Below are 22,369 nucleotides of genomic sequence, written 5' to 3'. Positions count from 1 at the left end.
ACAGTGGCAAACTTAGCTTCTGCTGACCAATGTTCTGAGGTTGGTTTACTTCCGGGCACAGGACGACCTTGTTGTTTGGCTTTATCCCGCCAATTATACAAAGTTTGTAGCCCAATCCCTTCGATTCTTGATACTTCTGCTACGGTCATATTCGAAGGAGGCAGTAACTTATTCAAAATCTGCTGCTTACGCTCTTCACTGTAACTCGGCACAATTAAGCCTTAACGCCCCGACTGGTTAAATTTTAAATAGTGACAACTATCCTGCCAGAGCGGGGTAGCTTGGTAGCTTAAACAGCTCTTTCGAAACCGCTTTAAAACCCAATGAAGTGTATAAGTTTAAAGCAACAACATTATGCTCAAAAACGGCCAAGGTAATTGTTTTAGCGCCAAAATTTACCCTTACTTCGTCAATCAACATAAGTAGCATATGTTTAGAATAGCCCTGGCTTTTATATCGATCAGCTATAAAAACTCTGCAAACCCTGTAGCAGTTTTCGTCCTCTTTACATAGTTCTATGTAACCAATATTTTCACTACCTACCCTGAACAAATAGGGATAAACAGTGATCTTGCTACAATGATGTTGGATCTGCTCATAAGTTAAGGGGTAAGTGTAAACTGGGCCACCCCAAAGATAATTAAGCTTTTCTGAACAAATCCAATTGATCAGAATTGGGTAATCACTTTCAGTAAAATCTATTAACTGCACTGTGTCACCCTGAGGTTATAACGCTCAAAGCAGCTGTGCGGTAAGCGTCGGCTGGCTTTGCTTGTTAGTAGCCTACACCGAACTTGCGCGGCTTGCCGCACTGGCAAACCCGAACAACGGCACGGCTGCTGTTATTAAAAACTAAACCGGCCAACTGCGACACAGCGAGCCAACCGGAACCTGTAAACCTATTTAGCGGAGCCAAGAAGAACAACGCTACAGCCATAACCGTTTGCAGCAAACCAGAAAACGGGCGAACCTCCAGTAAGAAAACAAAATCGTACAAAGTATACTAATCTTTGTCTCTATTTCTTCTGTTCATTATTACTGCACCGACAACGACAAAAAAAATAATTAAACCTGTCATAATCGCTATGTCGATTAATGTCTCCATGCTCTTTCCTTATCGGCCTGCTAACGGCTTATTCAAAGGATCTGCACCTGCAAGTTGCAGTCAGAAACTCCTTTAAGTTTTTATATTTTCCTGAGTCTATTCTTGTACCCAAATGTAAATCAAGCATTTTATTGTTTTAGCAATTTTTGTTGCCGTAAAGTGCGAGAATAAAACCTGCGAGTTGTTGATAAAAAAACTCAGAACTGTCCGCTGAGAGTTTATACAGTGGTTACAGCGTTGTTGGCCGAGCAGGGGCATGCAAAACCTTTATCGCGTTAGCATCGTCAAACCACAGATAAAACGTTATATTGGCGGGCGAAAATAATAAACTCAGGGAAATACGCTATGTACTTGATAATGAAACATACCCATCTGACCATAATTGCGCTGACGTTGCTGTTTTTTCTAATCAACTTTGCCTTAACGCTGAAGGGCTCTGATAAGGTAAACAACAAACTGTTGAAAATTGGCCCGCATATTTTATATACCTTGTTTCTTGTCACCGCTATTTATCTGGTGCTGGTTAATCCACTGCAGTTGTACCCGTTTGTTAATGGCTGGGCGTCGTCTAAACTGGCTGGTTTTGTGCTTTATGTGCTGTCTATTACCCTGGCGCTGAAGTGGGCTAAAACAAATGTTTGGCGCTTTGTCGGTTTTTTCAGTGCGCTGTTCTGGTTTGTCATGAGTGCCCGGCTGGCGTATGCCCACCGCCTTAAAGTGAAAGGCGCTGGCGATGATGTTAATGCATACATTGATACTTTTCAGTCAATAAGTCAGTCAATGACCCAGACAATGTTAGTGGTGTTAAGCTAAATAAAAAAAACGCCCCGGCTAAGCCTGGGCGTTTTGCTGTAACTATTAGCTGCAACTATTAGCTGCAACTATTAGCTGCAACTAAGTGTTGTTAGTAAGCCGCGCTTACTTGGGTTCAAACTCAAATGGCTTACGTTGTCTTTGGCGGGTGCCAACTTCGTTCATCGTTTCGGCGTCAAACAGCCGGCCGTTAACCATAGTGTAAATTACCTTATCGCTAACCCGGATGTCTTGTAACGGGTTACCGTCGATCACAATTAAATCAGCCAGTTTGCCGGGTTCGATGCTACCTAACTGATGGTCCATGCCAAAGGTTTTAGCCGGGTTGATGGTGGCGGTTTTCAGCGCTTCCAGCGGGCTCATGCCGCCCTGGGCAAACATCCAGATCTCCCAGTGAGCACCTAAGCCTTCGCGCTGGCCGTGCGGGCCAATATTCGCGACTACCCCGACATCCTGTAATTCTTTGGCGGTTTTAACCACTTCGAAGTGGTTGTAATGATGATCTGGTGCGGTAGGCCGGCGCATACTGCGCGGTGCCAGTACGTCCATTGGCACATACTTGCTTAACCGCGGGTGTTTCCACACTTCGGTTTTATCATACCAGTAGTTTTCACCCCAGATGCCGCCATAGGCGACGTTAAGGGTAGGGGTGTAGGCGGTGCCGCTGGCCTGCCATAACTGCTTAATGTCGTCATACACTTTTGCTGCGGGCAGGGCATGTTCTATGGTGGTATGGCCGTCGACAATCATGGTCAGGTTATGCTGCATTAACGAGCCACCTTCAGGTACTACCATCATGCCCAGCTCACGTGCCGCCTGAATTACCTGCTGGCGCTGATTACGCCTTGGCTGGTTGTAGCTTTTTACGCTGAAAGCACCCACTTTCTGTAAGCGCTCCAGGTGAAACTTAGCATCGTCCAGGCTGTCGATATGCGAGGTATAACCCGCGCCCTCAGCCCCATATAAAATGGTACCGGTAGAGAAAATCCGCGGCCCGACAATTTGGCCGGCCTGCTGCATTTCACTGGCGGCAAATATTTCCCGGGTATCGTTTGACGGGTCGTGAATACTGGTGACACCAAAGGTTAAACCGGCATAATTCAGCCAGTTTTGTTGCGGGGTAATTTGCTGGTTACCCTGGCTGCCATGGGAGTGGGCGTCGAATATGCCCGGCATAATAGTTTTACCGGTAATATCAAACACCTTGGCATTACTGGGCACGGCCACATCGGCGCGGCTGCCAACGGCTTTGATCTTGTTGTTTTCAACAATTACCACGCCGTTTTCAATCACTTCATCACCTTTCATGCTCAGCACCTGGCCACCGACAAAGGCAACCACGCCCCGCGGGATATCAGCCGGGAATTTAAAGCCGAGGTTAATGCCATTTTCAGCTTTAAAGGTATCGCTGTCAGCGCTGTGCTTAAATAAGCCGTTAATGCTGGCATGATACAACTCGGGGCCTAAGCTCCAGTACAGGTTACGGCTGTCGCCACTCCAGCTGATATACTCGCCGGCACGCACCGACAGCTGTTTTACCGGTAACTGTTTATCATTGCCACTGATATCAATGGCCCGGCCCCGTTCAATAAAGGGCGTAACAAAGACTTTAAAGCGATCAGCAAACGCCAGATATTTACCATCCGGCGACAGTTTAAACTCGGTACCAAACTTAGCGGTATAAAGGGTTTGCTGGGTTTGCTTGTTTAAATCGATGCTGATAAAGCTTGGCGAACTGCCATAGTCCATGGCATACACTTTATCATTGCTGGCACCAAACATCGGCGCGCGGCCATTGCGGGCAATGAGTTCACTGTCGCCACCGCGGCTGCTGATTTTATACAGGCCGGTATTCAGTGACCATTGCCGTGGCAGAATGCTGCCAGCGCCGATTTTCCGGTACACCACCGTTTTACCATCGGGGCTTAAGGTTGGCTCAATATACTTACCCGGTTCACTGGTCAGTTTGGTTACCCGGCCATTTCGCAGGTTCAGCAGGTTTACCGCGCCCTGAGTTTGGTCATTCCAGCTAACAAAAACCAGCTCTTTACCGTCGCGGGAAAACTCCGGGTAAAACTCAAAATCGGTAGTTTGCTTGGTAAGCCGGCGCGGTTTCGGGTCGTCTAAATCGGTAATATATAAATGGCCCAGTGCGGTAAATACCGCTTGCTTGCCATTAGGTGACACCTTAACGAAGCGCAGCATTTTCACGTCAACGTCGGTTTTATCCAGGTCCTGGGTAACCCGCAGTGCCGTTTGAATTTGCTTACTGGCGTTTACCTCAAATGGCACTGTCGCCACCTGCTTGCTGGCAATATTCAGCCGTTTAATTTCACCACCGGCCCAGAACAACAGGGCTTTATTATCCGGGGTCCAGCTCAGGGTAGGGTATACGCCATGAATAGCCCAGGTTTCCTGCATGTCGCGGTCCAGGCCATCGTACAATTTAATATGTTCGCCACTGCTTAAATCATATAAAAACAAGGTGCTTTGAAAATCGACCCGGCGGATATACGCCAGGTATTTGCCGTCTGGTGATGGCGTAGGGCGGATCGCACCGCCGGCACCGCTAATCAGCTCTTCAATTTTGCCACTTTTGCGCTCAAAGCGTTTAATAACATAAATGCCCGACTCAGAATCTTTGCTGTAGTGAAAGGTTTTACCCGGGGTATCGTCCTGCGAGAAATAAATGTACTTACCATCATTCGAGAATGCTGGCTCGCCTAAGTCTTTCTGATCATTCGGTCGCTCGGTTAACATAACACCATTACCGCCGCTGATATGGTACTGCCATACCTCACCAGCGCCTAACGAGCGGCTGGCAGTAAAGTGTTTGCGGGCAACAATAAACTGGCCATCCGGGCTCCAGGCCGGGCTGTTCAGTAAGCGGAAGGTTTCGTTGGTTACGGCGCGGGCTTCGCTGCCATCAGCATTCATCAGCCAGATATTGTCGCCGCCATCGCGGTCACTGGTAAAGGCAATGGTTTTGCCATCGGGGCTGAATGCCGGCTGCATATTCCAGGCAATGTCATTGGTCAGGGCGGTGGCTTTACCGCCGCTAATAGGCATGGTGTAAATATCGCCCAGTAAATCAAAGGCCAGGGTTTTACCATCCGGGCTAACGGTGATGTTCATCCAGCTGCCTTGCTGTACATTAATATCAACAGTTTCAAACTGGCCTTGTGGCGCATTAACATCCCAGCTTGGCGCCTTATCCTCTGCCTGCAAGGTAAAGCCGGCGATGGCCAGTGCCAGCAAACATGGTTTAAATGTGGTCATTGGTAGGTTCCTGTGGCGGTTTTAGTTATAGTTAGCATTTTAAACGCTTTTAAAAGTAAGCCAGATTGGCACAAACTGCCTGCAAAGTTAAGTGTGAGTGAATGACAATACGACCAAAGTGCCGGAGGAGCCGACAAAATTATGCCTGAATCACCCTGTGTGGCCTGCTGCCGTTTAAACAGCGAAAAACTGTGTGTCGGATGTTACCGGCATATTACTGAAATTGTTGACTGGAATAAGCGGTCAGATACTGAAAATTACGCTATATTACAAAAGGTTGCTCAAAGAAAGCAGCAAGCAGAGCAATGTAGTGGTGAGCAGGAGCCGACGACGGCTATTACTCAGGCTGAGTGGCAGGCTGCTAAAGCTGCGCTGAGGCTGCAAACAGCGATCATTATTGATGATCCACATTAATAAATCGGATTTATTTTCAGTTATCATATAGTAATTATGATAAAAACAGGGATAACAAATGCTTGAAGCTGTCTGGATAGGGTTTGCTTTTTCACTGGGTTTGCTGGTGCGGCTAATTGGCTTACCGCCGTTAATTGGTTACTTAGTGGCCGGTTTTGTGATTTCGGCCACTGCCAGCGAAATGAGCCTACCGGCAGAAGGGCCCTCGATTATTCACCATGTGGCGCATTTAGGCGTGTTGTTACTATTGTTTACCGTAGGTTTAAAGCTGAATGTACGCAGCCTGGCGAAAGCAGAGGTGCTGGGTGGTGGTACCCTCCATTTCGGGTTATCCATCCTGCTGACCTTGCCTGCGGTGTTGTTTATTTTCGATGTAAGCTGGTACCAGGCGCTGATGCTGGCCATCGCCCTGGCCTTTTCCAGTACGGTACTGGCCGCCAAAGTACTGGAAAGTAAACGTGAGCTGCGGGCTTTTCACGGCAGGGTAGCGATAGGTATTCTGATTATTCAGGATTTACTGGCGCTACTGGTAATGAGCCTGGCAAGTGGCACAGTGCCATCAGCCTGGGCACTACTGGTGTTTGCATTACCGTTACTGCGGCCACTGCTATATAAGCTATTGGATGCCAGCGGCCACGAAGACTTATTGATATTATTTGGTTTACTGCTGGCACTGGTAGTGGGTGGCCAGGGTTTTGAGTTAGTCGGGCTAAGTTCAGAGCTTGGCGCCCTGGTATTTGGTGCCATGCTGGCAAAGCACCCGCGGGCGGGCGAATTATCGAAATCGTTGTGGAGTATTAAAGAGTTTTTTCTGGTCGGTTTCTTTTTGCAAATCGGCATAGATGGCCTGCCGGATGCCAATGCCTGGTTATTTGCCGGCGTGATGACCCTGATCCTGCCGCTTAAAGCGATACTGTTTTTCTTATTGCTGGTGCTATTTAAATTGCGGGCCCGTAGCGCGTTTCTGGCCAGTCTCAGCCTGACTAACTATAGTGAGTTTGGTTTGATTGTCGCCAGTGTGGTATTGCCCGAGTGGCTGGTGCCGCTGGCGTTGACAGTGGCAATTTCATTTGTTATTTCCGCACCGTTAAACCGGATGGCCCACCCGTTGTATGAACGATTATGTACCCGCTTGCTTAAATTCGAGCGCAATATTCATCATCCGGATGAGCAGCCGGTATCGTTGGGGGATGCTGACGTACTAATAATGGGCATGGGCCGCACCGGTACTGCTGCCTATAACTATTTACAAGCCAGCAAAAAAATCATTGCAATGGATTCAGATCCGGCCAAAGTCAGTGATCATCAGCAGCAGGGCATTAATATTTTTTATGCTGATGCCGAAGATCAGGTGTTCTGGCAGGGTTTGGATTATGGCAAGGTAGAAGCTGTTATTCTCAGTATGAATGATGTTGAAGCCAAGGTGATTGCGGCAAAAAAATTGCGGGCTTCAGGCTATAAAGGCTTTATTGTTTCGCACAGTATGCATGATGACGAGGCGCGGGATATTATTGCCGCCGGCGCTGACCAAACCTATTTAACCATGTCAGAAGCGGGAGTTGGTATTGCCGAGCACGTAAAACAGCAATGTTTTACCGGTAAAGCCTGAGCTGCGACGCTACTGTGATCGGTCACTGCAAATAATAAAGGCGCCACTAAGGCGCCTTTATTGCGGTATTCAGCAGAGGCTAGCTTAGCTGGCGCTGCGCTCTTTAATAGCATTAATTACCGGTGATGCAGCAAAGCCGTTGCTTTGCGCCCACTCAGCATCGCCTGAAGCAGCAACAAGACTACTTGGTAATTGCTTAATCATAAACTCGGCAGTTTCATTGGCGTTGTGTTTAATGGCATGACGTACTAACGGTAAACCGTCACATACCACACCACTATATACGGCTGATAAGCGGATCCGGTTGTCGCTTAACACTTTACGCAGGTTATTGCGGCTGTCTGCAGCAACATAAGAGCAAATAGACACAGCTAATTGATCGTTGGCGGCAACAGGAGTACTTACAAAAGAGGTGGTAGCGATAACAGCAGCTAATGCGATTAATTTGGTTTTCATATTCAAGCTCCGAATTGAGTCAGTTCACGATCATTGTTAGCAACCGGGGTTGCGGTACACGAAAGGTCATGTTTTTAACTCTGGACGAAACAGAATAAAACATCGCAGTTTGCGACGGCAGCCCAGCTATCATAGGGTTTCCCCGTTAGACCTGAAGCTTTGCGTGATCATCCTTTCAGATGACTTGCCTTTCGAATGCGCGGATAATAATTAATGCTTAAAGTTTATGCAAGTATTAAATTGTAAAAAATATTTTTAGTTAAAACTGAGTTACTTAGTCATATCCAGCTAAGCGAGCAATTGATCCGCGTGTTGTTGCAAACTGACTTCAATACAAATTTTTAGCGCTTTAATCTGGCTAGCCAGCTCCATACTGGGGGTGTCAGGCTTGTTCAGTACTTGTTCGGGCAGGCAAGGCAAATGAATAAAGCCGCCCTTAATGCTGGCATACTGGTTTTTAATCAGGTGCATCAGACCATAAAAGCTATGGTTACAGACATAACTGCCGGCTGATAGCGATAGCTGGGCTGGAATATGCTGGAAATGCAGGGCACGTATCATGGCGTTTATGGGTAAATTGCTAAAATAGGCCGCTGGTCCATGTGATGCGGTCAGGGCGTTGCGCGGTTGCTGGCCAGAATTATCTGCAATAGTGGCATCGATATAATTGCTGGCTATTTTTTCCAGCCTGAGCTGGCTGCAGCCAGTAGCCTGCCCCAGCATAATCACTACTGCCGGCTGTAACTGATTGACGGCTTGCTCCAGAGTGAGCAGGCTTTGCTTAAATACGCAGGGTAGCTTTACTGCTGATACCATAACCTCTTCATCTAACTGCCAGCCCTGCAGTGCACTGGCAACCTGCCATGACGGATTCAGGGTTTCGCCGGCAAAGGGTTCAAACCCGGTGATCAATACCGTTGCCATGCCAGTTACCTCTGTGATGAATTTATTTAGACACTACTACTATAGCTGCTGTGTCAGCACAGCAGCAACTGCCGCTTTCCAGCGTTGATATAATTTAGTTTGCTCAGCCGGGCTTATTTGCGGCTGATGCTGCTGCTCTGCTTGCCACAGCTGACTGATTGCAGAAATATCAGGGTAGTATCCCAGGCTGACTGCAGCTAAAAAGCCTGCGCCGAAAACGGTAGCATCGGTGTTATTACACCGCTGCACTGGTTGCTGACATAAATCGGCCAGTGCCTGCAAAAACCAGCGGTTGTTGGTCATTCCGCCATCTACCCGCAGCTGGGCGACGGTAATCCCGTCCTGGCGCATGGCACTGAGTAAATCAGCACTCTGGTAAGCCACGGCGCACAGGGCAGCAGCGGCCAGTTGCGCTTTGCCGGTATCCCGGGTCATGCCAAATAGGGCGGCTTTTGCTTGTGGTTGCCAGTAGGGGGCGCCCATGCCGGTAAAAGCCGGGACTAATATTTCAGTTTGCTGGTAACTGCTCTGGCTGGCCAGCGCTTCAGTATCACTGGCCTGGTTAATAATCCCCAGTTTATCGCGCAGCCATTGCACCGTGGCGCCGGCCATAAAAATACTGCCCTCCAGTGCATAAGTGGCTTTGCCATTAAGTTGCCATGCCAGGGTAGATAACAGCTGGTTATTGCTGCGAATAATGCTGTCGCCGGTATTCACAACCGCAAAACAACCGGTGCCATAGGTGCTTTTTAACATGTCCGGGCTGATACAGGCCTGGCCGAGCAGTGCCGCTTGCTGGTCGCCAAGTATCGCTATAATCGGGATAGCCGCGCCTAAAACAGCCACTGCGCTGGTGCCAAACACGCCGGCGCTGTCTTTTATTTCTGGCAGTAAGTTTGATGGAATATCAAACAGTTGCAGTAACTCCTGGTCCCATTCCAGGCTGTTAATATTGTACAAGGCGGTGCGACTGGCATTGCTGGCATCGGTTGCATGCACTTTACCGCCGGTTAACCGCGATAAAATAAAGCTGTCGACGGTACCAAAACACAGTTTACCGGCCGCGGCTTTGGTTCTGGCATCCGGCACATTGTCCAAAAGCCAGCGGATTTTGCTGGCAGAAAAGTACGGATCGGCCCGTAATCCGGTTTTCTGGCTGATGGTGACTTCTGCGCCCTGTTGTTGTAGTTTCCGGCAAAACGCTGCAGTACGCCGGTCTTGCCAGACGATGGCATTGGCGATGGCTTGACCGGTGTCTTTGTCCCACAGGATAGTGGTTTCCCGCTGATTACTGATAGCAATAGCCGCGATATTACTGATGGTTAAGCCGGCCTTGCTAATTACCTGGGTAATACAGGTTATAACGCTTTGCCAGATGTTTTCAGGATCCTGCTCGACCCAACCGGGCTGCGGAAAATGTAATGTCAGTTCTTGCTGCGCCGACGCTATCGGACGCATTTGCCGGTTAAATATTACGGCCCGGCTGGACGTGGTGCCTTGATCAATTGCCAGAATGTAACAAGAGTTATTGCTGGTTACCATATTAATGCTGGAAAGTAGGTTATGCTTGTTGTCAGAGTAGCAGTAATTAATGGAGTAATACTATAAATGGAGCAATACGATGATTACATTTAAAAGCAAAGCCGGCAGAAATGTTGATTACCACACTAATGTCGGGCTGCAATTACTGAAAATGATGGGGCGGGATACCAAATTACCCAGCGCCATGTTTGCTGACGATGTAGCTGACGCATTAGCCCGCTTGCAGCAGGAATTGGCCAGGCTGGCCGAAGATGACGCGCCAGAGGCTGAACAGGCCGCAGCAAACAAGCCTGATAGTGATGATGAAGAAAAGCCAGAGCGGGTGAGTCTGAGTGTCAGGGCTGAACCATTGTTAAAACTACTGCACGAGGCACAGGATGCCAATGTTGGCTTGATGTGGGAGTAGCGTCATTGGTTAGAAATAAGTATTGCTAAAACAATTACTTAAAGTAGAATCGAAATCAACTTTAACTAATGAATTGTGGGTCGAAGATGGATGCATCGGCACAGCGATATTGTGATAACTGCAACAGTGCGTTGCACGGCGAATTCTGCCATCAGTGCGGTCAGGAAAAGAAAAGCTATATCCGTAATGTCAGCGGCGTGGTGACTGAGTTTTTCGGTGAATTCAGCAACTGGGATACCCGGCTGTGGCGCACGCTAATACCGCTGTGGTTTCGCCCCGGCTATTTAAGTCTGCGTTATGTGGGTGGCCACCGGGTACCTTTTGTACCGCCTCTGCGACTGTATCTGTTTACCTCTATTATCGCTTTTCTGATTTTTGCCAGAGTTTTGCCAGACACATCGGCTGATGTCAGCGCGCCTGATAACGTAATAGTCCAGCCCACTGCAGATGTCTCACCAGATACCAAAAATCTGGCTGATATAGGGGCTGAAATTAGTAAAAACTTCCAGCAAAGTAGAGAAAGATCACCCTCTGGTGTCAAGGTATCCTTTTTATCTGATGAGGGACAACAAGAGTTCAATGCCAAACTGGACGCTATTATCGCCAACCCCAAACTGGCTATAAACAAGTTTTTTAGCCTGGCACCGCAAATGATGTTTCTGTTACTGCCAATATTTGCCTTGTTACTTAAACTGCTCTATATCCGCTCCAATCGTTATTACATGGAACATTTGATAGTCGCGCTGCATAGCCATAGTTTTATTCTGCAAATGTCAGTAATCTATTTAGGTATCGGGGTGGTGCAAAACAGCATTAGCTGGAATTGGCTGGCAACAATAGTGGGGTGGCTGGAAACAGCAGCCTTGTGGTGGATCCCTGTTTATTTATTGCTGTGTCAAAAATTTTACTACAAACAGCATTGGGGTAAAACGCTTCTGAAATTTTGGTTAACCAGCTCATTGTACAACCTGTTATTTATCAGCGCTGTAATGGCTTTAATCGTGTTAAGCATTCTCTGGGCTTAGCCAATTACTGACTAGCTTGCGGTTTTACTTTGCATTGCAGTAATTGCTTTTTAAAGTCATTTATTTGCTGTTGGTTGTCAGCTTTGCTGTTAGTCAGCATTTGCTCAAATATACTAAAATTCTGTTCGATCTGATCCAGCTCACAGCTGCATTCTTCTTTAATTTCCTCGCTGCTATAGCCTTTACTGTGCAGTACTTCTACGCAACGTTGTAAGTAACCGTCCAGTATCGCAGTTTTAACATCAGGGGGATTGGAATTGGCAGTAGTGTCAGGCTTTTCTGCAGCGGCCGCAGCGGGCAGGCTGATGACCAACACCACAAGCAATGCCCTGAATAGCAGACTTTTGATATTCATTTTTTTATTACGCCATTTTCAAAAAAAGCCAACCATACCGGATTCACAGGCAAAAATCAGCTACAAACCGGCTTGTTCAAGCAAGTCTGCCATATGTTGTAACGCTGCAAGGCCCTGAGTCCAGGCGGCCATCGCTTCAGGTAAGCTGAGTAAACGCAAAGTATGGCCGGTAGGGGCGGTACCAAGAATAACCAAATCGTAGTCTTTCAGGCCGAATTCAATCACATTAGCAATGCGCTCCAGCATAGCCGCTTCCTGGGCGCCAGGTGATTGGCGGGTTAAGCGCATTTGCCGTTCGATTTCACTGTACATCTCTGGCCGGGCGACGCGTAGTACATCAGAGAACAAACGAAATGAATGCGGTTAAAGTCAAACGCCAGCTCATCTGAAAATGAGCTGGAAGTTAAACAGGTTGAGCCTAGCGTTTTTTGATCCAGTTTCCGTCAATCAGGACAAAATGACCGCTGGCGGTCCGTTCGATAGCTTTCTGGCCTGCGATGGCCTCAATATCGGCAACCGCAATGTTATTTTGTTTAGCCATCCGGCTATATTCAGCGCGACGGGCGTCATTGATCAGTTTAACCACCGCTTCACTGTCAGCACTATTTTTAACTACCCCCAGGTAGCCATTAGGTTGCTCACCCACTAGGCCTTGTGCTTTGGCCTGCCCCAATGCTGCCATCGCTTGTTGCAGGTTCATTGCCAGTGCCGGTAAGCTCAGCGCTAACAGCAAGCCTGCCAGCAGCAGGCGGAATTTTGTTAATTTCATCAGTATGATCTCCTTAGAATAAACCACTGTTTTCGCTGAATAACTCATCTAGCTGTTTGTCGACCTTAATATAAATTTCATGCTGAATTTTAACATTCAGATTGATATTTATCGGCTCATTTGGCAGCTCTACCTGAACTTTTGGTGTACAGGCAAGCAACATGACTGCTGCCAGCGCTACCCCGACTATTCGTTTCATGGTTTGTCTCCGTTAGCGGCAGCTGCCGCCTGTTGTTGTTTAAGATACTGTTGCACCCGTTGGGTTATGACATCATTTAATTTGTTGGTTAACTGCAAACTGGTAATTAACGCTGGCAAATCTTCTTCCAGATTAACATTTAAGTTGATGGCCCGGCCTTGCTGCATAGCCGGGTTACTGCCATGTAACTTCAAATCTAATATTAGTTTGCCGCTGGTGTTGTAGCTGATGTTGCTGCTAAGCACGGTGTAGTGGAAGTTATCCAACGCGTCGAATACCAGTTTCATGTTTTTGTTGGTGTTAGCGATTGCACTGGTGCTGGCTGAGCGATATTGCAAACGACCACCAGGTGCCTCAGCAGCAATACTGCCATCGCTAATACTGACGCCCTTACTGCTGATTGTTAAAGGTACAGTACCTGATAGTTTGCCATTGCCAGATAAGTCGTTCGATGGATGCTGTTGTAATAAACTGGCTAAATCAATTTGTTGCAGCTGCATTACCAGTTGGTTTTCTGGCTGACTTAAATCCAGCTGCTGATTATTGGCACTGATAACGCCCTGCATTACCTGGATTTCTGCCTGTTGTAACTGCAGTTTAAGCTGGGCCGGCGTTGCCATTGGCATGGAAGCACTGCCACTAAGGGTCAGTGGGCCCAGCTCAAAACCGTGATTAATTCTGTTCAGTTTCAAGTCAGTGGTGTCCAGTTGCAGCGCATTGCTGCTAAGCGCAGCATCAACCGTGGCATATAAGCCGGCAAACAGACTCCTGTCATAAATACCGCCTACATCACCCAGTTGCAGCTGGCTGGTACCGGTTATAATTCCGTCATTAAAATTCACTTCACCACTGGCTGTGAGTTTGCCTCTGTTTAACGTTAGCAAAGCAGGCCAGTCACTGAGTGTTGCCGCCAGCGGGTTGCCAGCCAGCAAAAAAATCTCAGGCATTTGCCAGTGCATTACCAGAGCATTCGCCGCGCTTTGGTAGCTTAACTGATGCATAAGCGTCAGATCTGCGTCATTGGAAAGCTTACCATCTTTGACTAGTAGTTGCCTGAGGTTACCGCTTAGCTGACCTTGCCACTGCCAGTTCTGACTTAGCAGCGCTGGCTGACTCAGGCTATTTATACTGACGTTGAGTACAGTGCTAAATTCGGTTAAGCCTGTCTGATCGCCTGCAAACTGACTGTCTCTCAGTGCTAATTTAAATTGAGGTGCACTTATTGCTTCAGTCTGAAATGCACCCTGAACGCTGCTATTATCGGACAACGAAATTTGCCAGTGATCAGCTTGCCAGCGACCACTCAGTCCGGTATTAAGTTGCAGCGCGGTAATGGTCGCCGCATTAGCGGCTAAAACCAAACGGGCGGTTGCGCCACTGATTTGTGCTTTACTAATGTCTATGCGTGGGCTGTCGCTTAGATTAACACTCAGATAGCTATCCAGATTAAAATTATTTTCGCCACTGCTGGTTAACTGCAGTTGCAATGGCAGGGCATTTAAGTTCAGCGCTGCAACCGCTTGAGAGTTCAGGACAAAGTGCAGCGGGTTTATCCTAAAACCCATGTCAGCAAGGGCCGCGGGCAGCACTGGCTCGGACAGCGTGCCGCTGGCCTGCAACTGCCAGCGTTCAACAACCTGGTTTTGCAGCCGTAAATCAGCATGAAGTTCACCCTGAATGAGCCCCAACTGCGGTAGATAAAATGGGTCGGGTGCCCGGGCGATGACTGTGGCATCAAGCTGATGGCTGTTAAGCAGATTATTCAGATTGCCATCGGTAGGTAACTGCCAGCTCAGCTTGCTGTACAATTGCACCGGTTGTTGAAACTGGGCCAGCCAGGCTGGCGGTAAATTAAAGCCCCAATCCTTTAAAATAGCCTGGTTCGCGGCAGTGATTGGTGATAATGCCAGCACCAGTTCGGTTATCGCAAGTTGGTTGTCGGGGTTAATTTGTTGTTTTAAACTTAAGCCAATTTGCTCAGCTTGCTGGATAGTTAACTCCAGTGTCGGCTGGGGCGCCGACCGATAATGAGCGTCAATCGTAAGTGCTACCAGCTCTTGCTCCGATTTTACTCGAGCGCTATTAACAACTAGCTGGCTCTGCCAATAGCCATCAGGGCTGCTAGCTGACTGGTTAATGCTCTGGTCAGCCTGGCCCGTTTGAAGATAACTAAGATAACCATTAAGTTGCAGCTGACAGTGGCCGGCCGGGCAGGGCAGTAGCAAGCGGGTATCGGTTACAGCAACATGCTGTGGCAGCCAGGCGGGTAGCTGCCATTGGCTGGGCAGTCTGAACGTGGTGGCTTGCTCATCTGCTGCCAGGCGGGCGGCGCTGTTCAGGGTAATCTGGCCGGAGCCAAGGGTGAGTTGTTGCAACTTTGGCTTAAAGGCTTGCGGCCATTGCCAGTTAATGTCGACATTTTGCAATTTAAACTGATGTCGTGCGCCATCTTGCTCTAACTGAAAACGAACGCTGGTAAAAGACGCAGTTCTCAAGGTTAATCGGGTTAAATCTAACTGTAAATTACTGATCCCTGCCTGGGCTATTTGCTGTTGCAAATACCAGTAACCAACAGCGGTTATCAGAGGTAAACCGATGACTAAAATGAGTAGTGCTTTTAAAAAACGTCGCATAGCTTGTCCCGGGGCACCAACCAGTAAGTCATTAACTGGCATGAATAAATGTAAATGTAGTAAAGCGTACCTGAATAAGTTCTGAATTAGTAAGTTAGCCTGAAAATGTCGCATGTCCTAGTTATTAATTGTAAAAAGGGCAACCCTGTGGCTGCCCTTGTTGTATTCAGATTATTGTAGCGGGTCGATTACTGACGGGCTTCGGCTGAAGCATCGCGAATAGCCCGGAACTCATTACCCTGATACCAATTTGGCCACTGCCGGCTGTTCGCCAGTTCGTTGCCAACCCGGAAATACAGGAATAAGTCTTGCTGAGCGCCACGTAAGTCGAAATCATCGCGCCATTCGTCCTGAACTTTGTGGTAGCAGCAGCTGTTATATTCGGCGCGCTGCGCTGCGCCCCATTCAGCACCCTTTTGATAGTGATCATTGCCACCTTTTGCGTACAGGATTGGTACGCCTTTTTTCGACAAATTAAAGTGATCTGAGCGATAAGCAATACCCGCTTCCGGGTTGGGTTCCTGCACCGCATAGCGACCCTGTTGTTCAGTATATTTAACCAGAATTTCTTCCACTTCTGTGTTACCCAGGCCAACGATAACCATATCTTTCATCGGACCATACATGTTCATTACGTCCATATTGATAGCTGCTGCCGTTTTTTCCAGTGGGAATACCGGGTTCGCTGCATACCAGGCTGAACCCAGTAAACCACGCTCTTCAGCCGTTACTAATACAAAAGCAATTGAGCGCTCGGGTTGCGGCTGCCTGGCAAAGTATTCTGCCAGAGCTATAACTGCACCAGTGCCGCTGGCATTATCCTGAGCGCCGTTAAACACTTTATTATCCGGGTTAGAAAAGTCCATGCCCAGATGATCCCAATGCGCCATATAAAGCACATATTCGTCCGGGTATTTGCTGCCTTCAATATAGCCGATGACATTGCTGGAGGTCAGTTCACGCAGGTTGTTGTTTACGGTAACCGATGCTTTGGCATTCAGGGGTACCGGTTTAAAGTCTGGTTCCAGCGCTTTTTTATGCATGGTCGCCAAATCGGTGCCGGCGTTGGCAAACAGTTTTTCAGCTGACTCTGTCGTTAACCAGCCCTCAACTTTTGAGCGGCTCATGTTTTTATCTTCATTAACCAAATCAAATTTAATGGGTGAGCCGTGCGCAACCACGCCCCAGCCATAGCTTGCCGGTGCGGTTTCATGAATAACTAAAGCCATAGCTGCGCCTTGCCGGGCTGCTTCCTCAAATTTATAAGTCCAGCGGCCGTAGTAGGTCATAGCATTGCCATTAAACAGCTCCGGGTTTTGAGTGGCATAGCCCGGGTCATTCACAAACATCACCACGGTTTTGCCTTTTACATCGAGGCCTTCATAGTCGTTCCAGTTATATTCCGGGGCGACGATACCGTAACCAACGAATACCATCTCACTGTCTTCAACGCTAACCTGTTCCGTGACCTGCGTGGTCCAGGCGATCATTTCATCGCGGTATTTGAAACTCTCAGGCAGGTTCGCACCACTTAAACGCATATCCGATACTTGCTTCGGGTCAATTTGGACCAGCGATACCGGTTGCTGGTAGCTATCGCCATCTATCGGCTTTAAACCAATACGCTGGAAGTGTTGCTCCAGATAGGCAACGGTAAGCTCGTCGCCTTTAGTCGCTGGCGCCCGGCCCTGAAACTCGTTAGAAGACAGGGTTTTAATATACTCGGCTAAACGTGGGTTAAATTCGGTATCGACCAGTTCAGGTATTTGCTCAGCTTCAGGCTGATTGTCAGTAACGGGTATGGTGGGTTCTTTTGAGCAGGCACTGATGGTTAACGCGCCGGCTAAGATCATAAAAAGTGGTGAAAACTTCAATGACGTTTTCATAATGACTCCATTATATAAATTTTTGTTATTAATAGTTTTTATTTTAAAAAGTTAATCAGCGTAGCCCCAGGGGACTGGTGGTAAAGTCACTTCTGAAGTCAGATCAAAATCAACCCGGAACTCTCTGCCTTCACGGATTAACCGGTAGCTGAATTTTTCCGGATAGATAAACATTTGCCAGATATTAGTGTTCGATTGCGGAATACCACGAGCGGTAAACAACTCTTTAGAATACTGATCGGCATGAAAAGACTGGGCAGTTGGCCAGCCGGCATCAAGCGTCTGACCGCCATACATGGTTTGATCATCGTGGCTGCCATCAGCATTACGGTGATCATGTTTTAAGGTTAAACCAGAGCCGGTTTTGGTTATAATCCAGGTACGGGAATGGTTATCACCTACGTGAAAAGGAATTTGCAGCTGGCTGTCGGTACATTTTCTGACGTGCATTATTAATGCGCCTTCAAAACCCGGTGCAGGAGGGTTATCAACGACAATTTTTCCTGCGAAAGCTTTGCCACACAGGGCTTTTAAGTTATTAAAATAGGCGTCATGGCTATCGATAGAAACTAACGGCGCATCCTGAACAATATTGGCGTTGAGACTTAAGCTTAACAGCAAGGCGGAAGCAATAAGCGTCTTTTGCATTTTTTTCTCCTTTTAAGACAACCGTACTATACCCGCATTGCGTAAAGTCATCAAACCAATGGCTTTTAGCTGCTATGCTAAACGTCAGCCACGAGTTAACCTTAAAATACGGACTCACTATGCAAAATGAACTAGATGGTAAATTACTTTTAAATGTTTATGCCAAAGTAGAGAAACATGGCAAAGCGGTTGATACTGATCACGGTGCCGGCTTTACCCTGGATGGCCTGACGGTAAGCCAGGGTTTTGATGGCTATGAAGTGTATTTCGCTTCAGCCAAAGTACAGTTGACAATGGGGTTTCATCATAAGTGGCACAGTGACGCGCAGAATGAAAAAGACATGGATGCTTTTATTGAGCTGATTAAACATATTAACAACCATTACAATTAGTTGATCAAATACTTATATCACTAAGGCAGTATTCAGTTAATGCTGTTATCATGCGCCGCAAAATAACCGATTTAAATCGGTAGACGTGCGCTAAGCTGATAGACGGCTAAAAGGCTATTGCTATCTGGCGGCTGACGAGGTAAAGTGGCCGCCGTCAATCATATCTGATAGACCAGAAGAGGCGCGTTAACCAGGTAACCCGTGACAGAAGACTATACTTTGCAGCGCGGGCCAGGGGGATTAACGCCGAGAAAGTTCGCCTTATAGCAAGCGTACTTTCGGTTGGGCAGGCTGAATCCTGCCGACTGTCACCTGTTTGGTGGAGAGCTTCTGGCCTTTGTTATCGATAGCAACGGTCTGTAACTATTCCCGTTTTGCTGCAATTAGCAAAAGCCATGCTCTGCTTATTTTATTTGTAAGGAGAGACACCCTTGTCCAATCTTATTATTGCAAAATTCGGTGGCACCAGTGTCGCGGACTTTGATGCGATGTGCCGCTGTGCCGATATTATCCTGGCTAATGACGCAATACGGGTAATTGTGGTCAGTGCCAGCTCTGGCGTAACCAACCTGCTGGTAGAAATTACTAAAACCACTAATGTTACCGAGCGCTATGACGCTTATGCTGGTATTGAAGCTATTACTCTGGCGGTATTAAACCGTTTAAGCCAGCCTGAGCAGGTAGCAGCGGCTATTGAATTGTTGCTGGCAGAATTGAAAGCGCTGATTGAAAACGGCGGTGCTGTATACAGCAGTGCCCATAAAGACCTTATTCAGTCCTTCGGTGAACGCTTAAGTTCGGCGCTATTCAGCCAGGTGTTGAGTGAGCGGGGAACCAAAGCCCAGTGTTTTGATATTCGCCGGATAATGCGCACCGACAGCCGTTTTGGCCGGGCTGAGCCGCAGGTTAAGCAGATTGCTGAACTGGCTGAAATCCATTTAAAGCCAATGATTGCTGAACAACGGATTGTCACCCAGGGTTTTATCGGCCAGGACGACTTTGAACAAACCACTACGCTTGGCCGTGGTGGCTCTGATTACAGTGCAGCTTTGCTGGCAGAAGCCCTGCAGGCCGATACGGTGCAAATCTGGACCGATGTGGTAGGCATTTTTACTACCGATCCCAGGTTAACCGATCAGGCGCGCTGTATTGCTGAGATTAGTTTTGATGAAGCGGCAGAAATGGCAACGTTTGGCGCTAAGGTGCTGCATCCGGCCACCCTTATTCCGGCAATGCGTCGCAATATTGGGGTCTTTGTCGGATCCAGCCGTGAGCCTGAAGCCGGAGGCACCTGGATAGCCAGAGAAGTACAACAGCGGCCACCTTACCGTGCTATCGCTTTACGCAAATCGCAAACCTTGATTACGGTAAAAAGCCCTGACATGCTGCACGCGGCAGGGTTTTTAGCCCGGGTGTTTGATATTTTAAGCCGGCATCAGATCTCGGTCGACTTAGTCACTACCTCGGAAATCAGCGTCGCGCTGACCTTAGATGAAGGCGGCATGACCAGCGCGTTCAGCCATGCGGTAGAGCCGGCACTGCTGGAACTGCGGGGGTTTTGTGAAGTGGTGGTAGAGCAAGGCTTAAGCCTGGTTGCGGTTATTGGTAACCATTTGCACAGTAGCAAAGGCATTACCGGTGAGCTGTTCCAAACTCTTGAGCGGATTAATATGCGGCTTATCTGTCATGGTGCTTCTAAGCATAACTTATGCTTTTTAGTACAGGATGCCGACGCCCCGGCGGTGGTGAAGCAATTACATTCAAATTTATTCAGCGCCTGAACTGAATCAACAGCCCCAACTCGCTAGGCCAGAGCTGGGGCTGTATCAGGCAATAACAGATTAAACGCTAACTGTTAACCGCTGCGGCAGTAGCTGGCACCCCTTCTTCATTGACCAAACCCTCTGAGCGACCTACCACTAACGCCACCATGGTATCGCCGGTAACATTAGTGGCAGTGCGCATCATATCGATTATCCTGTCAACCGCCGCGATAAAAGCAATACCTTCCAGCGGTAAACCGACCACACTTAACGTGACTGTTAGCATTACCATGGCAGTACCTGGCACGCCAGCAGTGCCCAGCGAAGCCAGGGTAGCAGTGCCGGCAATCAGTACATAGTCCAGAGCATCCAGCGGTATGCCATAAATATGGGCAATAAAAATAGCCGCTATCGCCGGGAAAATACCGCCGCAGCCATCCATATTAATGGTGGCGCCCAGTGGTAACACAAAACTGGTATAGCTTTTTGATACTTTAAGATCTTCTGTTACTACCTTGTAGCTGACCGGCAGGGTACCATAGCTGCTGGCACTGCTGTAAGCGACTAACTGTGCAGGTAAAACTGCCTTAAAGAAAGCCCGTACACCGATACCACCAAACAGTTTTACCAGGCCGCCATACACCAGCACGATATGAATTAGACACGACAGATAAATAGCGCCAATAAACTTGGCTAAGGGCAGTAACGTCGCCAAACCAAAACTGCCTACGGCCCAGGCCATCAGGCCAAATACCCCCAGTGGCGTTAACTGCATTACCATCCTGGTGATCTGATACATAATCTCCGCGCCGGCATGCACCACTTTTTTCATCGGCTCGGCTTTTTCGCCCACCACATTGATGGCAATACCGACCAGGCTGGCAAAGACAATAATCTGCAGTACATTACCATTTACCAGCGCCGCAACCGGATTGGTTGGAATTAGCCCGGTAATCACATCAGCAACCGGTGGAATAGTACGATCCCGCACTTCACTGGCGGTAAGTTGCAAGGCATCGCCCCAATTCATTAAGCTGCCGATAGTTAAGCCAATTAAACTGGCAATAAAAGCCGTAAATAAAAACAGGCCAACGGTTTTTGCTGCCAACCGGCCCATTTTCTGGTTGTCAGCCAGCGAGGTAATGCTGGTAATAAGCGCAAATAATACTAACGGCACCACCAGCATCCTGATGGCATTGATAAACAGGGTGCCCAAAGGTTTTAAAGCGGTGGCGGTTTCACCCAGGACCAGGCCGGTTACCACGCCCAATACTAAGGCGCCCAGCACCCGTTGCCAGAAAGGAATTGCAAACCAGTACGTAAACATAAATTACCACCAGAAAATATAGTTACTGTGACGAGAAAAAGTCGCGCCATTATAGAGACGACAAAAGCGGCCACAAGGCCGCTTTTGTATATGCTATAACAACTGGGTCTGGATCAACCCGGCTAGTTATTCGTAGGGTAGTGGGTCGACGGCGTTATTAAGGTTAAACGCTTCTAATCGTTCCTGGCAGGAGCCGCATTTACCACAGGCTTTATCGCGGCCGTTGTAGCAGGTCCAGGTTTTGCTGTAATCGAGGCCCATCGCCAGGCCGTCAGACAGTATCTCAATTTTGGTCTGATACAGGTAGGGGCTGACAATATCAACTGGCTGGTAATTGGCAATCTGGCAAACGTCATTCATTTTCTGCACAAATTCAGGCCGGCAATCCGGGTAAATAAAGTGATCGCCAGAGTGCGCTCCATAATAAACGGCACGGGCGCCAATGGAGTCGGCATAGCCAACGGCCAGTGATAACAAAATCATATTGCGGTTTGGCACGACTGTCGATTTCATATTTTCGGCCGCATAATGGCCTTCCGGCACATCGATATCACTGGTTAATGACGAGCCACTGATCAGCTGGTTAATAGCCGAGATGTCAACAATTTTATGCTTTATATTCAGCTCTTTACAGACATCTGCTGCACATATCAGTTCTTTAACATGGCGTTGACCATAGTTAAACGACAGAGCATAAACATCATGACCGGCGGCGATTGCTTTATGCAAAATGGTAAATGAATCCATACCACCAGAATAAATAACCACAACTTTTTGGCTCATCATTGTCTCTCTCTGTATAATAGCGGGCAAATTGGCCGCGC

At 48.0% G+C, this 22,369-nt stretch carries 22 protein-coding genes and 2 riboswitches; of the genes, 7 read left to right on the top strand and 15 right to left on the bottom strand.

Annotated features, from left to right (window positions below):
* Both H141_RS21165 and H141_RS0113340 read right to left on the bottom strand, forming a co-directional pair.
* Positions 1-212, bottom strand: a 212-nt coding sequence (locus tag H141_RS21165; RefSeq protein WP_019676780.1) for a transposase, incomplete at its 3' end; no start/stop codon positions are given.
* A 46-nt stretch (positions 213-258) separates the two neighbouring features.
* Entirely contained in the window at positions 259-711 is a 453-nt protein-coding gene (locus H141_RS0113340; protein WP_019676779.1) for a GNAT family N-acetyltransferase, read from the bottom strand.
* Positions 712-1,450: 739 nt separating this feature from the next.
* Here H141_RS0113340 and H141_RS0113325 point away from each other — a divergent pair.
* Positions 1,451-1,918, top strand: coding sequence for a SirB2 family protein (locus H141_RS0113325; RefSeq protein WP_019676777.1), 468 nt, complete (start codon positions 1,451-1,453; stop codon positions 1,916-1,918).
* Positions 1,919-2,023: 105 nt separating this feature from the next.
* Here H141_RS0113325 and H141_RS0113320 read toward each other — a convergent pair whose 3' ends face one another.
* On the bottom strand, positions 2,024-5,197 hold the full coding sequence (locus H141_RS0113320; RefSeq protein ID WP_019676776.1) for an amidohydrolase family protein: 3,174 nt from the start codon (positions 5,195-5,197) through the stop codon (positions 2,024-2,026).
* A gap of 141 nt (positions 5,198-5,338) precedes the next feature.
* Here H141_RS0113320 and H141_RS0113315 point away from each other — a divergent pair, with 141 nt between their 5' ends.
* Together H141_RS0113315 and H141_RS0113310 are read left to right on the top strand one after the other, a co-directional pair.
* The gene (locus tag H141_RS0113315) at positions 5,339-5,611 is read left to right on the top strand and encodes a DUF1289 domain-containing protein (protein WP_019676775.1); all 273 of its coding nucleotides are present in this window, start codon (positions 5,339-5,341) and stop codon (positions 5,609-5,611) included.
* Positions 5,612-5,669: 58 nt separating this feature from the next.
* Positions 5,670-7,220 carry a cation:proton antiporter family protein gene (locus H141_RS0113310; RefSeq protein ID WP_019676774.1) on the top strand — a complete coding sequence of 517 codons (1,551 nt, stop codon included), beginning with the start codon at positions 5,670-5,672 and terminating at the stop codon, positions 7,218-7,220.
* Positions 7,221-7,304: 84 nt separating this feature from the next.
* Here H141_RS0113310 and H141_RS0113305 read toward each other — a convergent pair whose 3' ends face one another.
* The 3 genes from H141_RS0113305 to glpK form a co-directional block, all read right to left on the bottom strand.
* Positions 7,305-7,676: a DUF3718 domain-containing protein gene (locus H141_RS0113305; protein ID WP_019676773.1), complete on the bottom strand. Its 372-nt coding sequence runs from the start codon at positions 7,674-7,676 to the stop codon at positions 7,305-7,307.
* A 113-nt stretch (positions 7,677-7,789) separates the two neighbouring features.
* A riboswitch (cyclic di-GMP riboswitch) is annotated at positions 7,790-7,875 on the bottom strand.
* Positions 7,876-7,964: 89 nt separating this feature from the next.
* Positions 7,965-8,600 carry a pyroglutamyl-peptidase I gene (gene pcp, locus H141_RS0113300; RefSeq protein WP_019676772.1) on the bottom strand — a complete coding sequence of 212 codons (636 nt, stop codon included), beginning with the start codon at positions 8,598-8,600 and terminating at the stop codon, positions 7,965-7,967.
* Positions 8,601-8,639: 39 nt separating this feature from the next.
* A complete protein-coding gene (glpK, locus tag H141_RS0113295) occupies positions 8,640-10,142 on the bottom strand; it encodes a glycerol kinase GlpK (protein ID WP_019676771.1) in 1,503 nt (500 codons plus the stop codon).
* A 79-nt stretch (positions 10,143-10,221) separates the two neighbouring features.
* Here glpK and H141_RS0113290 point away from each other — a divergent pair, with 79 nt between their 5' ends.
* Together H141_RS0113290 and H141_RS0113285 are read left to right on the top strand one after the other, a co-directional pair.
* A complete protein-coding gene (locus H141_RS0113290; protein WP_019676770.1) occupies positions 10,222-10,548 on the top strand; it encodes a DUF1840 domain-containing protein in 327 nt (108 codons plus the stop codon).
* An 86-nt stretch (positions 10,549-10,634) separates the two neighbouring features.
* Complete coding sequence (locus H141_RS0113285) at positions 10,635-11,573, top strand: DUF3667 domain-containing protein (RefSeq protein WP_019676769.1); 939 nt, start codon at positions 10,635-10,637, stop codon at positions 11,571-11,573.
* A gap of 4 nt (positions 11,574-11,577) precedes the next feature.
* Here H141_RS0113285 and H141_RS0113280 read toward each other — a convergent pair whose 3' ends face one another.
* The 7 genes from H141_RS0113280 to H141_RS0113250 all read right to left on the bottom strand — a co-directional run bounded on the left by H141_RS0113280 (position 11,578) and on the right by H141_RS0113250 (position 18,063).
* A complete protein-coding gene (locus H141_RS0113280; protein ID WP_019676768.1) occupies positions 11,578-11,928 on the bottom strand; it encodes a hypothetical protein in 351 nt (116 codons plus the stop codon).
* 60 nt (positions 11,929-11,988) lie between these two features.
* Entirely contained in the window at positions 11,989-12,240 is a 252-nt protein-coding gene (locus tag H141_RS0113275; protein WP_019676767.1) for an ArsA-related P-loop ATPase, read from the bottom strand.
* A gap of 106 nt (positions 12,241-12,346) precedes the next feature.
* Entirely contained in the window at positions 12,347-12,697 is a 351-nt protein-coding gene (locus H141_RS0113270) for a YdbL family probable chaperone protein (protein WP_019676766.1), read from the bottom strand.
* 13 nt (positions 12,698-12,710) lie between these two features.
* Positions 12,711-12,896 (bottom strand): YnbE family lipoprotein, encoded by a 186-nt coding sequence (locus tag H141_RS0113265; protein WP_019676765.1) that lies wholly within the window; start codon positions 12,894-12,896, stop codon positions 12,711-12,713.
* A complete protein-coding gene (locus H141_RS0113260) occupies positions 12,893-15,529 on the bottom strand; it encodes an intermembrane phospholipid transport YdbH family protein (protein WP_169337180.1) in 2,637 nt (878 codons plus the stop codon). The genes H141_RS0113265 and H141_RS0113260 overlap by 4 nt, the downstream gene beginning before the upstream one ends.
* A 188-nt stretch (positions 15,530-15,717) precedes the next feature.
* The gene (locus H141_RS0113255; RefSeq protein ID WP_019676763.1) at positions 15,718-17,415 is read right to left on the bottom strand and encodes a M28 family metallopeptidase; all 1,698 of its coding nucleotides are present in this window, start codon (positions 17,413-17,415) and stop codon (positions 15,718-15,720) included.
* Between the two features lie 51 nt (positions 17,416-17,466).
* On the bottom strand, positions 17,467-18,063 hold the full coding sequence (locus H141_RS0113250; RefSeq protein ID WP_019676762.1) for a hypothetical protein: 597 nt from the start codon (positions 18,061-18,063) through the stop codon (positions 17,467-17,469).
* 119 nt (positions 18,064-18,182) lie between these two features.
* Between H141_RS0113250 and H141_RS0113245 the strand changes: the two genes are divergently transcribed.
* Both H141_RS0113245 and lysC read left to right on the top strand, forming a co-directional pair.
* Positions 18,183-18,455 carry a DUF3081 family protein gene (locus H141_RS0113245; protein ID WP_019676761.1) on the top strand — a complete coding sequence of 91 codons (273 nt, stop codon included), beginning with the start codon at positions 18,183-18,185 and terminating at the stop codon, positions 18,453-18,455.
* A 168-nt stretch (positions 18,456-18,623) separates the two neighbouring features.
* Positions 18,624-18,793, top strand: a riboswitch (Lysine riboswitch).
* A 93-nt stretch (positions 18,794-18,886) separates the two neighbouring features.
* Positions 18,887-20,236, top strand: a complete 1,350-nt coding sequence (gene lysC / locus H141_RS0113240) for a lysine-sensitive aspartokinase 3 (RefSeq protein WP_019676760.1) — start codon at positions 18,887-18,889, stop codon at positions 20,234-20,236.
* Between the two features lie 67 nt (positions 20,237-20,303).
* On the opposite strand, the gene H141_RS0113235 is transcribed toward lysC, so the two are convergent.
* Positions 20,304-21,545, bottom strand: a complete 1,242-nt coding sequence (locus H141_RS0113235) for a dicarboxylate/amino acid:cation symporter (protein WP_019676759.1) — start codon at positions 21,543-21,545, stop codon at positions 20,304-20,306.
* A 126-nt stretch (positions 21,546-21,671) separates the two neighbouring features.
* Positions 21,672-22,331, bottom strand: a complete 660-nt coding sequence (gene queC / locus H141_RS0113230; protein ID WP_240473128.1) for a 7-cyano-7-deazaguanine synthase QueC — start codon at positions 22,329-22,331, stop codon at positions 21,672-21,674.
* Positions 22,332-22,369: the final 38 nt, after the last annotated feature.

The sequence above is a fragment of the Arsukibacterium perlucidum DSM 18276 genome, assembly GCF_000382165.1.
GTDB classification, from domain to species: Bacteria; Pseudomonadota; Gammaproteobacteria; order Enterobacterales; family Alteromonadaceae; genus Alishewanella; species Alishewanella perlucidum.
Note: the sequence above shows the minus strand (reverse complement) of the source record. Positions and strands in the feature narration are given on the sequence as shown.